The 11,824-nt window shown below is 60.5% G+C and carries 12 protein-coding genes and 1 pseudogene; 5 read left to right on the plus strand and 8 right to left on the minus strand.

Annotation, left to right across the window (positions count from 1 at the left end):
* Positions 1-6: 6 nt before the first annotated feature.
* The 8 genes from KYT97_RS14055 to KYT97_RS14090 form a co-directional block, all read right to left on the minus strand.
* A complete protein-coding gene (locus KYT97_RS14055) occupies positions 7-612 on the minus strand; it encodes a TetR/AcrR family transcriptional regulator (RefSeq protein ID WP_033231786.1) in 606 nt (201 codons plus the stop codon).
* A gap of 150 nt (positions 613-762) precedes the next feature.
* Positions 763-1,911 (minus strand): acyl-CoA dehydrogenase family protein, encoded by a 1,149-nt coding sequence (locus tag KYT97_RS14060; RefSeq protein ID WP_045064746.1) that lies wholly within the window; start codon positions 1,909-1,911, stop codon positions 763-765.
* Between the two features lie 12 nt (positions 1,912-1,923).
* Entirely contained in the window at positions 1,924-3,069 is a 1,146-nt protein-coding gene (locus tag KYT97_RS14065; RefSeq protein ID WP_033231788.1) for a thiolase family protein, read from the minus strand.
* 28 nt (positions 3,070-3,097) lie between these two features.
* Positions 3,098-3,919, minus strand: coding sequence for an enoyl-CoA hydratase/isomerase family protein (locus tag KYT97_RS14070; protein WP_116103656.1), 822 nt, complete (start codon positions 3,917-3,919; stop codon positions 3,098-3,100).
* Positions 3,919-5,160 carry a CaiB/BaiF CoA transferase family protein gene (locus KYT97_RS14075; RefSeq protein ID WP_045064751.1) on the minus strand — a complete coding sequence of 414 codons (1,242 nt, stop codon included), beginning with the start codon at positions 5,158-5,160 and terminating at the stop codon, positions 3,919-3,921. The genes KYT97_RS14070 and KYT97_RS14075 overlap by 1 nt, the downstream gene beginning before the upstream one ends.
* Entirely contained in the window at positions 5,160-5,927 is a 768-nt protein-coding gene (locus KYT97_RS14080; RefSeq protein ID WP_033231789.1) for an SDR family NAD(P)-dependent oxidoreductase, read from the minus strand. The genes KYT97_RS14075 and KYT97_RS14080 overlap by 1 nt, the downstream gene beginning before the upstream one ends.
* Positions 5,927-7,093, minus strand: coding sequence for an acyl-CoA dehydrogenase family protein (locus KYT97_RS14085; protein ID WP_033231878.1), 1,167 nt, complete (start codon positions 7,091-7,093; stop codon positions 5,927-5,929). The genes KYT97_RS14080 and KYT97_RS14085 overlap by 1 nt, the downstream gene beginning before the upstream one ends.
* A 106-nt stretch (positions 7,094-7,199) precedes the next feature.
* Positions 7,200-7,514 carry a hypothetical protein gene (locus KYT97_RS14090; protein ID WP_033231790.1) on the minus strand — a complete coding sequence of 105 codons (315 nt, stop codon included), beginning with the start codon at positions 7,512-7,514 and terminating at the stop codon, positions 7,200-7,202.
* A gap of 191 nt (positions 7,515-7,705) precedes the next feature.
* Here KYT97_RS14090 and KYT97_RS14095 point away from each other — a divergent pair, with 191 nt between their 5' ends.
* The 5 genes and pseudogenes from KYT97_RS14095 to KYT97_RS14115 all read left to right on the plus strand — a co-directional run bounded on the left by KYT97_RS14095 (position 7,706) and on the right by KYT97_RS14115 (position 11,807).
* On the plus strand, positions 7,706-8,173 hold the full coding sequence (locus KYT97_RS14095) for a pyridoxamine 5'-phosphate oxidase family protein (RefSeq protein WP_045064753.1): 468 nt from the start codon (positions 7,706-7,708) through the stop codon (positions 8,171-8,173).
* Between the two features lie 175 nt (positions 8,174-8,348).
* Positions 8,349-9,610: pseudogene (locus tag KYT97_RS14100) on the plus strand (aromatic ring-hydroxylating oxygenase subunit alpha).
* On the plus strand, positions 9,594-9,917 hold the full coding sequence (locus tag KYT97_RS14105; RefSeq protein WP_033237421.1) for a hypothetical protein: 324 nt from the start codon (positions 9,594-9,596) through the stop codon (positions 9,915-9,917). The pseudogene KYT97_RS14100 and the gene KYT97_RS14105 overlap by 17 nt, the downstream one beginning before the upstream one ends.
* Positions 9,918-10,203: 286 nt before the next feature.
* A complete protein-coding gene (locus KYT97_RS14110; protein WP_033237413.1) occupies positions 10,204-11,469 on the plus strand; it encodes an aromatic ring-hydroxylating oxygenase subunit alpha in 1,266 nt (421 codons plus the stop codon).
* On the plus strand, positions 11,466-11,807 hold the full coding sequence (locus KYT97_RS14115) for a hypothetical protein (RefSeq protein ID WP_033237412.1): 342 nt from the start codon (positions 11,466-11,468) through the stop codon (positions 11,805-11,807). The genes KYT97_RS14110 and KYT97_RS14115 overlap by 4 nt, the downstream gene beginning before the upstream one ends.
* The last annotated feature ends 17 nt before the right edge of the window (positions 11,808-11,824 follow it).

The following is an 11,824-nucleotide window of genomic DNA, read 5'->3' on the forward strand; positions in this document are numbered from 1 at the left end:
GGTACCTCAGGCTGTGCCGGCGAGCGCGAGCTGTCGAGTCAGCGATTGCGTGTAGTCCTTGAAGATTTCGGTCAGTGGAATCGAACGATCGAGCAGCCATGAGGTCTCCATTCCGTTGAGAAACGCGACAATCTCTACGGCCTTGACGGCCGGGTCAATATCATTGCGGTATTTTCCTGCGCGTTGACCGCGCAGAATACCTGCGGCAATCGTGTCGATTGCCGCACGCTGCCGAGCGAGCAGGCGACCATGCAACGGGGCTTCCGGATCCAAACTCTCGATCAGAAGCACCGAGTACATCCCGATCAAGTGAGGCGAGCGTTCGAACCGCGCACCCACTTGCTCGAGCTGTTCTATGACATCGCCAGTTCGATCAGCATGAGCATCGTCATCTGCATCCCGCGCGTCGAGCACGGCATGCAGTAACTGTTCTTTGGACTCGAAGTGGTGCAAAAGTCCAGCCGACGTCACACCGGCTTCACCGGCGATCTGCGCGAGCGTCGTACTGCGCCACCCGTTTAGTGCAAGTAGTCGCTGAGCAGCGGAAAGGATGAGCTGTTTCCGGTCTTCGCCCTTTGCTAAGAGAGTGGCATACGGGCGCTGCGCGGTCATCGAACTCCTCTGCTCAAAGCAACCTACTGAACACACAGTAGGTTGTTTTAAGCTCTGTGACAAGCGTCTCATCAAAGATGAAGTTGTGCAACAGGACACAGCTAATGTGCCGCTTTTCGGTCGCCGCGCGCGCAAAGACCCCTAAATCGCTTACAACCCGAGGGACTTCGCGATTATCACCTTCATAACCTCGCTCGTACCTGCATAAATACGTGCCACCCGGGCATCTGTGTACAGCCTCGCGATCGGATACTCCATCATGTAGCCGTAACCACCGAAAAGCTGAAGGCATCGGTCGACCACGCGCGCTTGCATTTCGGTGCAGAACAACTTGACCCGTGCTGCATCAGCACCCGACAACTCGCCGTCGACCAGATCGAGAACCGCCCGATCGATCATCGTCTGACCGGCCTCGATCTCCGCCGACATAGCCGCCAATTCGAACTTCGTATTCTGGAACGACGCAACCGGTGTCCCGAAAGCCTTGCGCTCCTTGACGTACTCGATAGTTGCCGTCACCGCGGCCCGAGCCTGAGCCACCGAACCGACAGCAACAGTCATCCGCTCCTGCGGAAGATTGCGACCGAGGTAACCGAACGCGGCGCCTTCGTCGCCCAATCTGTTGGCAGCAGGCACTCGCACATTGTCGAACGACAACTCGACTGTGTCCTGAACCTTGCAGCCCATCTTGTCGAGAACACGCCCGCGAGTGAACCCGGGCATTCCATCCTCGACGACCAGCAGTGAAAGACCAGCGCGTCGATTCTCCGGATCCGTCGACGTGCGCGCGACAACGATCACGAGATCAGCGAGCAAGCCGCCGGTGATGAATGTCTTGGCACCGTTGATCACGTACTCGTCCCCGTCGCGCACCGCAGTGGTGCGTACGCCCGCAAGATCGGAACCGGTACCCGGTTCGGTCATCGCGATCGCCGAGAGAAGTGTTCCTGCCGCCAACCCGGGGAACCAACGTGATCGCTGTTCCTCGTTAGCGTAGGCAAGGAAATACGGAAGGATCACATCGAGTTGTGTGCGGACCGTGCTCAACGTGACCAGGGCGCGCGCCGACTCCTCTTGCAAAATGACGTTGTACCGATAGTCGGGCATTCCCGCTCCCCCGTACTCCTCGGGGATTGCGGTACCGAGCAGCCCCAACGAGCCGAGTTGTTCGAAAGTTGCCCGCGGCATCTGGCCGGCCTTTTCCCACGACGGGTACTCGGGGACAACGTGCTTCTCGATGAAATCGCGGGCGAGCTTACGGAATGACTCGTGATCGGGAGTGAACACTTCTCTGCGCATTTTGTATCTTCCTCACACAGCCAGTTCGACGAGCGTGGCGTTCGCGGTGCCGCCACCCTCACACATTGTTTGCAATCCGTACTGAATTCCGTTGTAGCGCATGTGATGAATCATTCGAGTCATCAGAACCGCTCCGGAACCACCGAGCGGATGTCCGAGCGCGATCGCGCCGCCGAGGGGGTTGACCAATGCCGGATCCGCACCGGTTTCCGCAAGCCACGCCAGTGGCACCGACGCGAAGGCTTCGTTGACCTCGAACACTCCGACCTCGTTCAGGTCGACTCGAGCCTTCTTCAAGACCTTGTCCGTCGCCGGAATCGGACCGGTGAGCATGAGCACCGGATCGGAACCGGTCACAGCGCCTGCGCAGTAGCGAACAATCGGCGTCAGTCCGAGCTGGCGTGCCCGCTCCGGCGTCGTCACCAACAGTGCTGCGGCGCCGTCGGAAATCTGCGACGAGTTGCCCGCGTGAATGACTCCGTCATCTGCGAATGCAGGCTTCAACTTCGCGAGAGTCTCCACCGAGGTTCCGCGGCGAATACCTTCGTCAGCCGAGACGACTCCGGAATCGGTTGTCACCGAGACGATCTGGCTCTCGAAAGCGCCGTCGTCCTGGGCCGCGGCGGCACGCTCGTGTGAGAGGGCGGAGAACTCGTCGAGATGTGTACGCGTGAGAGCCCACTTCTGTGCGATGGCCTCAGCCGACAATCCCTGATTGAACGAGAAATTGTCGTAGCGTTCGAAGACTTTGGGGCCATACGGCTGCCCGGACGCCTTGGCGGCGCCCAGCGGAACCCGACTCATGACTTCGACGCCGCCCGCGACAACAACATCCTGCTGACCCGACATGACGGCCTGCACCGCAAAATCGAGTGCCTGCTGGCTCGAACCGCACGCCCGGTTGACCGTCGTGCCCGGGATGGACTCGGGCCATCCGGCTGCGAGTACCGAGTAGCGGCCGATATTGCTCGACTGGTCACCGACCTGGGAGACGCAACCCCAGATCACGTCGTCGACGATCCCAGGATCAATTCCGGTGCGCTCGGCCAGGGCGGCGAGGACCACTGCGGACAAGTCCGCTGGATGTACGCTCGACAACCCGCCGTTGCGCTTCCCCACCGGAGTCCGAACTGCTTCGGCGATTACAACTTCACGCATGTCTCTCCACTCTCCGAACTGATTCTGTTCAACTACCGATTCGCGGCACGGCCCAGCGGCCGGCAAATCGTGGTTCACGTTTCTCCGCGAATGCGGCGTACGCCTCCGGTGCGTCGGAGGTACCGAAATTCATGGCCTGCGCGCGTGCCTCGTTGGCGAGCGCATCCCGCATCGTGCGGTCGGCGCCTTCGTTCAACAACGATTTACTCTGTGCCAGCGCGATAGGTGGTCCTGACGCCAATCGCTGTGCCAGGTCGCGGGCATATCCGTCGATCTCCGATTTCGGCACAACCCAGGTCACCAGGCCAAGAGCTTCGGCTTCCTCGGCGCCGATGGTCTCGGCGAGCAATACAAGGCGTTTGGCCTGTTGTAGACCGACAAGTTTTGGCAGCAGCCATGATCCGCCGAGGTCCAAGGACAACCCGCGCTTGGAGAAGATCTGCGAAAACGTCGATTCGGGTGTGGCCACCACCAGGTCGCACCCGAGCGCCAGATTCCACCCTGCACCGACGGCCACTCCGGACACCTTGGCGACGGTCGGTATCGGCAGTTCGTGGAGCAGCAGGGCAACATCGGTGAGGACACGCAACTTGTGCATCGGGTGGATATCGGCGATTTCCGACAGATCCGCACCCGAACAGAACGCGCCGTCTGCCCCCTCGATGACCAGCGCCCGAACATCGCGGTTGGTCTCGAGGGATACCAGCGAATCGCGCAGTGCTGCCCATAGTTCCGGATTGATCGCATTCTTACGGTGCGGGCGGTTGAGCGTCAGTGTCCGAACGCCGTCGCGGTCGTCGCTCAGCAGGACGGGGCCGGGCGCCACCGATGTGTTTTTCTCGTGCGCCATCAGCAGTACGCCGGTCCGATCGCGCCGTCGCCGCGCAACGCGGCGATGTCGTCTCCGGTGAAACCGAAGTCCGCGAGCACACGATCCGTGTGCTGCCCGAGTCCCGGTACCGCCCCCATCGGCGGCTCGAAGCCCGCAATGATCGGCGGTGGCAGCAGTGCCTCGATCGGGCCGGCAGATGTGTCGACCTGCCGCCAGCGGTCACGAGCACTCAATTGTGGGTGCTCGAGCACTTCGCTGGGGAGGTTGTAGCGAGAGTTTCCGATTCCGGCAGCGTCGGCAGTCTTCTGAATGTGCTCGAGATCGTGTCGACCACACCATGATTCGATGGCCTCGTCGAGAACCTCCCGATGACGAACCCTCCCGGAGTTGCCGGCAAACCGCGTGTCGTCCGCCAGGTCGGGACGCTCCAGTATCTCGCGGGCAAGTCGCTGCCATTCACGGTCGTTGGTCGTGCCGAGTACAACCGTCTGCCCGTCTCGGGTCCCGTACGAACCGTACGGTGATACTGCAGGCGAACTCATCCCCAATGGTTGCTGATCGATCCCCGAGTACTTCGTGTACGTGAGCGGGTAGCCCATCAACTCCGTCATGGTGTCGAACAGACTCACCGACACCGACGACAGTTCGCCGCCGTTTCCGCGCCCCTTACCGCACAGCAGCGCCAGGATCGACAGCGCCGCATACAGTCCCGAGGAGATATCGGCGACGGGCGGTCCGGGTTTTGCCGGCTCGCCCGGGCGTCCGGTGACGGCACATGCACCGGACTCTGCCTGGACGAGAAGGTCGTACGCCCGCTTGTGCGACAGCGGACCGCCGGCGCCGTAGCCGTCGATTTCCACCGTGATCAAATCCGGATGCCGTTCGGCCAGATCACTCGCCGACAGACGAAGTCGTGCCATCGCGCCCGGCGCCAAGTTCGACACCAACACGTGAGCCTTGTCCAACAGCCTGTGCATGGTTTCGATCCCGGCCTCGGACTTCAAGTTCAAGGTGACTGATTCCTTACCGCGATTGGCCCAGACAAAATGTGCGGCAAGACCATTCACGACATCGTCGTAGTCTCGCGCGAAATCGCCACCCTGCGGATTCTCGACCTTGATCACGCGGGCGCCGAAATCCGCCAACGTACGCGTACACATCGGAGCGGACACGGCTTGCTCCAACGTCACCACGGTAATTCCCGCGAGCGGCCCCCCTGATGTAGCAGAGGAGCCCGCGGCAGGCTCCGAACCCGACATCACATCACCATGCCACCATCCACCGGCAGCACCTGCCCGGTGACGAAGGAAGAGGCATTCGACGCCAGGAACACAAAGGCACCCGCGATTTCCTCGGGCTCCGCCCAGCGGCGCAACGGGATTCGCGTCATCATGTTCGCGGCGAACTTCTCGTCGGTGCGAATGGTCTCGGTCATCGGCGTTGCAGCCAATGGGGCAAGTGCGTTGACCAGGATGTTCTTACGCGCCAGTTCCCGAGCCAGAGACTTGGTCAGGCCGATGATCCCGGCCTTCGCGGCCGAGTAGTTCACCTGGCCGAGCGTTCCGGTGATTCCGGCCGAGGACGTCACGTTGATGATTCGCCCTGTCCCGTCGGTAGCCAGGAACGGCAAAGCTGCCTGCGAGCAATGGAATGCGCCGAGCAGGTGGATGTCGAGCATCCGCTGGAACGAATCCTGCGCAAGATCCTTGAACATCGCGGGCGCGGTCACCCCGGCATTGTTCACCAGGATGTGCAGCTTCCCCTCGGTGAAACCGGCAGCGCGTGCCACCGCGGCGTCGGCGGCTGCACGGTCCCTGACGTCGAGCGCAAAACTGTCCGCCTTGCCACCCGCCGCCGTAATACGTTCTGCAACAGCAGCTGCCGCGTCACCGTCGACGTCGGTGACCAGCACGGTCGCGCCAGCCGTCGCAAACGCCCGCGCAACGGCGGAGCCGATACCGCCGGCCGCGCCGGTGACCAGTGCTGATCGTCCCGTCAAGTCGAACATCGGATTGGTTGCGGTCATCAGTAGCTCCTCGGCATTCCCAAAGTATGTGATCCCAGATAGTTCAAAATCATTTCCTGACTGATGGGTGCAATCCGCATCAGTCGGGCCTCACGGAAGTAGCGGGCGACGTGGTATTCCTCGGAATAGCCCATCCCACCGTGAGTTTGCAGTGCTCGGTCCGCAGCGGCAAAACCTGCTTCGGCACACAGATACTTGGCCGTGTTGGCTTCGCGGCCACACTGATTGCCCTGGTCGTACAACCAGGTTGCCTTGCGCAGCACCAGCTCTGCGGCATCAAGATGGGCGAGCGCGTCCGCAAGCGGAAACTGAATGCCCTGATTCATGCCGATCGGCCGACCGAATACCTCACGCTCGTTGGCGTACTTCACTGCTTTCTCGAGTGCCACCCGGCCGATACCGAGCGCCTCGGACGCGATGAGCATGCGTTCCGGATTCAGGCCGTCGAGGAGATACGAGAACCCCTTACCTTCCTCACCAACCCTGTCCTCGACGGGAATCCGAAGATTGTCGATGAACAATTCGTTGGACGTGACAGCGTTTCGACCCATTTTCGCAATCGGCCGGATGTCGACACAACTGCGGTCCAGATCGGTCAGGAACAACGTCATTCCGTCGGTTTTCTTCTTGACGTCGTCATAACGCTCGGTACGGGTCAGAAGCAGAATCTTCTCGGATTCAAGTGCTTTCGAGATCCATACCTTACGCCCGTTGACCACATAGTGGTCTCCGTCGCGCTTGGCGAAGGTCGAGATTCGAGACGTGTCCAGACCGGCACCCGGTTCCGTCACTCCGAAGCAGACATGCAGGTCACCTGACGCAATACGCGGCAGTGTTCGCGCTTTGAGTTCATCGGACCCGTGGACCACCACCGGATGCATTCCGAAGATGGACAGGTGAATCGAACTGGCGGCGTTCATGCCGCCACCGGACCTGGCCACCTCTTCGAGAAGTATTGTGGCTTCGGTGATTCCGAGCCCGTGACCGCCGTATTCCTCGGGGATGGTCATTCCCAGCCAACCGCCCTCGGCGATGGCGTTGTAGAACTCGACGGGGAACTCGTGCGCCCGGTCCTTCTCCATCCAGTACTGATCGTCGAACTTCTTCACCAGTTCAGCGACCGACTTGCGGATCAATTCCTGATCCTCGGTCAGTTCGAAATTCATACCGCCGGACACAATCGACTCCTCTGCTGTGCATCACCTGAAGGCTCGTCGGTGCGGCGCCCGGTTACCCGAACTCCCGCACCGACTTTCGTTGCTGTCTACATGTTCAATCGGAGGCGGGGAGCGCGTTGGCAGCCTTGAGGGTCATGGCAACGCCGTCGCAGCTCAGTTCACCTACTCCGGACGACGTGCACAGCACTTCGAGGCTCTGATCGGCGTCTACATAGCGTTTCCCGATGAGCGTGACCGCGTCGGTGACTGTTGAGGCGGCCGCCTGCCCCGGCGCAGCGGGAACCATTGGGCTACCCCCACAGGCGATTACCGGGTTTCCGGCTGCAGGTGCGCGGACGACGATCACCCGCGTGGTGCACACGGAACTGGCGAGCTGGCCTCCCGGCCGCAAAGGTATTGGTGCGGTCATGGTGAACCTCCCCTTTCGATAGGTCGATCGCCGAGCAGGGCCGAACCTGTGGGCGTCAAGTGTCGACGCGAAGAAATCAGGCCGAGCCGACAGGTACTCGTCGGTGGATCGTCCAAATTGACGACTTCCTAGGAAATTATATTCTCCATACTAGAGAATCAAGCTCTCTTTGACTATTCGCAGGAGGAAAAATGTCAGGACAGCGTCGTGGAACCGCCATCGCCATGACAGAGGAGGAACGCCATACGTTCCTCTCCGCGCAGCCGATCTGCCGAGTGGCGACCGTCGGACAGAGCGGAAGACCGCACGTCAGCGCCCTGTGGTTCGTCTGGGACGGAACCTCGATCTGGCTCAATTCACTCACCCGGAGCAGACGGTGGACCGATCTCGAACTCGATCCCCGGGTAAGCGTCATCGTCGACGAGGGAGATACGGACTTCCTCGGCCTACGCGGCGTTGAGCTGGAGGGAAAGGTGCGACAAGTAGGCGAAATACCTCGCCACGGGGAACCGGACGACGCCTTGATCACCCCCGAGCGCCTGTTTGCCGACAAGTACATCGGCAAGGACGGGAACTTCAGTTACGACGGCCGGCACGGCTGGCTCCAACTCGTTCCGGAGAACATCGTGAGCTGGGATTTCTCCAAACTCCGGCGATAGCGGTTGACTACCGACATTCGCGTATGGCAGTCTGAATTTCGTTGTTGAGAATCGCATTCTCATTCGAGAGAGTGCATCCTTCAGAAATCTGTACCAGCCGAACCAGCCGCAGCGCACAGCCAAATCACGCTTCGGCATCGCGGCGGAACACGAACATGAGAACGAGAGGTAGACCGTGCCACACTTCGCCAAACCGGCCGCGGGAAGCTGGACCGAACAGTATCCCCACCTCGGCACCGCACCCGTCGACTACACCGACTCCATCGACCCCGAACACTACGAAGCCGAACGCGAAGCAATCTTCAAACGCACCTGGCTCAACGTCGGACGCGTCGAACGAGTCCCCCGCACCGGCAGCTACTTCACCAAAGAACTCGCCGCCGTCAACACCTCCCTGATCATCGTCAAAGGCGCCGACGGAACCATCCGCGCATTCCACAACGTCTGCCGCCACCGCGGAAACAAGCTGGTATGGAACGAAATCCCCGGCGACGAAACCTCAGGCACCTGCCGCCAGTTCACCTGCAAATACCACGCCTGGCGCTACGACCTCGACGGCAAACTCTCCTTCATCCAACAAGAAGGCGAATTCTTCGACGTCGACAAGCAGGACTACGGACTCGTCGAAGTCACCTGCGAAACCTGGCAAGGCTTCATCTTCGTCAACCTCAACCCCCAGCAAAGCCTCGAGGAATACCTCGGCCCCATGCTCAAGGGCGTCGAAGGCTACCCCTTCCACGAAATGACCGAGGTCTACAGCTACCGCGCCGAAATCGGCAGCAACTGGAAACTCTTCATCGACGCATTCGCCGAGTTCTACCACGCCCCATCCTGCACCAGAAGCAGGCAACCAAGGCCGAAGCAGACAAACTCGCCGCCACCGGCTTCGAAGCACTCCACTACGAACTCGACGGACCCCACTCCCTCATCTCCTCATGGGGCGGAATGGCACCGCCGAAAGACCTCAACATGGTCAAGCCCATCGAACGCGCACTGCGCAGCGGACTCTTCGGCCCCTGGGACCGCCCCGACATCGAAGGCCTCGACCCCCTACCCCCCACACTCAACCCCGCACGCCACGCAGCCTGGGGCGAAGACAGCTTCACCATCTTCCCCAACTTCATGCTCCTCATCTGGGCACCAGGCTGGTACCTCACCTACCACTACTGGCCCACCGCAGTCGACAAACACATCTTCGAAGCCAGCCTCTACTTCGTACCCCCAGAACACCCGCGAACGACTCGCACACGAACTGCCGCAGTCACCTTCAAGGAATACGCACTCCAAGACGCGAACACCCTCGAAGCCTCACAAACAATGATGGCCACCCGCACCGTCACCGAATTCCCCCTCTGCGACCAAGAACTCCTCATCCGCCACCTTCACCACACCGCACGAACACACGTCAAGGAGCACCGCGATGCCACTACCAACTGACTTCGCCGACCTCGAACGCTTCGCCGACTGGATCCTCCCCACCGAAGGCGAACGCTACGCAAAACGCCTCGCCTCCACCATGCCCGAAATGCAAGACTTCTACGACGCCGCCTTCAACCGACTCGAAGACGCCATCACCTACTGCGACAAATTCCCCCTCGACGACCTACCCGACGACGCACGAGCACTCGTACACCTCATGCAATCCTTCGTCATGGTCACCTTCCCCATCGAAGTCTGGAAACAACCCCGCGTCCCCGACAGCGGCGCAGCCTACGTAGCCGTCACCGTCGAACCCGTCGTCTGATCGTCTAGACACAGATTCGCGCGAAAGCTCTTGGGAAGCAAGCAAAACTGCACAGACCGTAGCGTCCGGCATGCACATCTTCACGCATGCCGGGCGTTGCGGTCTTTTCATTTTCGCCCGCACTGCCCGAGATATCGAAATATGTTGCACCACAATGCACAATTACGGACAAAGTCTTGGCATCACTGCCTAGGATACGAATACTCTTGTAACAGAATGCAATTCTTGACAATTGACGGCGCGCTGGGAAGCATCGGAAGCGCCGCCACTATAGAAGGACATCCGCATGGCACTCTTTCCCAAACCTGCCGAAGGAAGCTGGACCCAGCACTATCCGGACGTCGGAACCGGGCCGGTGTCCTATCAGGACTGCATTTCGCCCGAATTCTACGAAGCCGAACGCGAAGCAGTGTTCAAGCAGGCGTGGCTCAATGTCGGGCGCGTCGAGGACGTCGCCGACAAAGGTCGCTATTTCACCAAGGAAATCGAGGTCGCCAATACCTCGCTCATCATCGTGCGCGATCTGGAGGGGCAGGTTCGCGCCTTCCACAACATCTGCCGTCACCGCGGAAACAAGTTGGTGTGGAACGAGATTCCCAGTGCGGAGACCAGCGGCTCGTGCCGCGCCTTCACCTGCAAGTACCACGCGTGGCGTTACTCGCTCGACGGGTCGCTGACGTTTGTACAGCAGGAGGGCGAGTTCTTCGACTTGGACAAGGCCGATTACGGACTGGTCCCGGTGCATTGCGATGTCTGGGCCGGGTTCATCTTCGTCAATCTCGCCAAGGAACCTCCCACCACTCTTACCGAATTCCTCGGTTCGATGATCACCGATCTGGCGGGGTATCCGTTCGAGGAGATGCCCGAGCGCTACGATTTCAGCGCCGACATCGACTGCAACTGGAAAGTCTTCCTGGACGCATTCCAGGAGTACTACCACGTCCCGTCGCTGCATACCCAGGAAGCAACCCCCGACGCCAGGCCCCAGATGATGAAGGGATTCGAGGCGCCGCACTATCAACTCGACGGGCCCCATCGAATGGTGTCCACGTCCAGCGTTCCGCGTCGACTGTGGCCGGCCAATTTCCAGTATCCGATCGAAATGGAAACGCGCAGCGGCTTGTTCGGCCCGTGGAACGAACCCGATCTCGGGGGCGAGCTGTCCGGAACCAACCCTGGACGCATCAAGGCCTGGGCGGCCGACAACTTCCAGATCTTCCCCAACCTGGAGATCCTGATCTGGGCGAGCGGGTGGTACCTCGTCTACCGCTACTGGCCTACGTCGCACAACACGCACCGGTTCGAGGGCACACTCTTCTTCCCACCGGCCAAAAACGCCAGCGACCGCGCTGCACAGGAATGCGCCGTCGTCATGTTCAAGGAGTTCGCTCTGCAGGACGCCGGCACCCTCGTCGGAACTCAGCAGGGTCTCGACGCTTTGGGCAATTCGAGCGACTTCCCACTCAACGACCAGGAACTCCTCGTCCGGCATTTCCACAAGTCCGTTGCCGACTGGGTCGCGAACTACCAAGGCTCCGGGGTGAATGCATGACGAACATCAACCCTCTTCTCCCTCAGGAATTCTCGGAACTCGAGGGTTTTGCCGCCGTGTGGAGTCTCGAAACGGAGGCTGAACGCTGGAATATGCGGATGACGAGCAGCATGGCAACGATGCAGGCGTTCTACGACGCCGGTTTCCCCGTCCTTCAAGACGCTCTTGCCTACTGCGACAAGTTTCCGCTCGACGATCTCCCCGACGACGCGCGCAATCTGCTCCGCCTGGTGCACTCCGTCATCATGGTCGCGATGTGCGTCGAAATCTGGCATCAGCCCAAGGTCGTAGACGGCGGTGACGCGGTCCTGAACCGTCTCACCGAACCATCCTTCTGAAAATGTCCCACTGTTCG

The sequence above is a fragment of the Rhodococcus globerulus genome (assembly GCF_019334125.1).
Lineage (GTDB): Bacteria > Actinomycetota > Actinomycetes > Mycobacteriales > Mycobacteriaceae > Rhodococcus_F > Rhodococcus_F globerula.

Coding starts and splice junctions, on each gene's coding strand:
- KYT97_RS14055 (WP_033231786.1), bottom strand. CDS start 612: ATGACCGCGCAGCGCCCGTATGCCACTCTCTTAGCAAAGGGCGAAGAC.
- KYT97_RS14060 (WP_045064746.1), bottom strand. CDS start 1,911: ATGCGCAGAGAAGTGTTCACTCCCGATCACGAGTCATTCCGTAAGCTC.
- KYT97_RS14065 (WP_033231788.1), bottom strand. CDS start 3,069: ATGCGTGAAGTTGTAATCGCCGAAGCAGTTCGGACTCCGGTGGGGAAG.
- KYT97_RS14070 (WP_116103656.1), bottom strand. CDS start 3,919: ATGGCGCACGAGAAAAACACATCGGTGGCGCCCGGCCCCGTCCTGCTG.
- KYT97_RS14075 (WP_045064751.1), bottom strand. CDS start 5,160: ATGTCGGGTTCGGAGCCTGCCGCGGGCTCCTCTGCTACATCAGGGGGG.
- KYT97_RS14080 (WP_033231789.1), bottom strand. CDS start 5,927: ATGACCGCAACCAATCCGATGTTCGACTTGACGGGACGATCAGCACTG.
- KYT97_RS14085 (WP_033231878.1), bottom strand. CDS start 7,093: ATGAATTTCGAACTGACCGAGGATCAGGAATTGATCCGCAAGTCGGTC.
- KYT97_RS14090 (WP_033231790.1), bottom strand. CDS start 7,514: ATGACCGCACCAATACCTTTGCGGCCGGGAGGCCAGCTCGCCAGTTCC.
- KYT97_RS14095 (WP_045064753.1), top strand. CDS start 7,706: ATGTCAGGACAGCGTCGTGGAACCGCCATCGCCATGACAGAGGAGGAA.
- KYT97_RS14105 (WP_033237421.1), top strand. CDS start 9,594: ATGCCACTACCAACTGACTTCGCCGACCTCGAACGCTTCGCCGACTGG.
- KYT97_RS14110 (WP_033237413.1), top strand. CDS start 10,204: ATGGCACTCTTTCCCAAACCTGCCGAAGGAAGCTGGACCCAGCACTAT.
- KYT97_RS14115 (WP_033237412.1), top strand. CDS start 11,466: ATGACGAACATCAACCCTCTTCTCCCTCAGGAATTCTCGGAACTCGAG.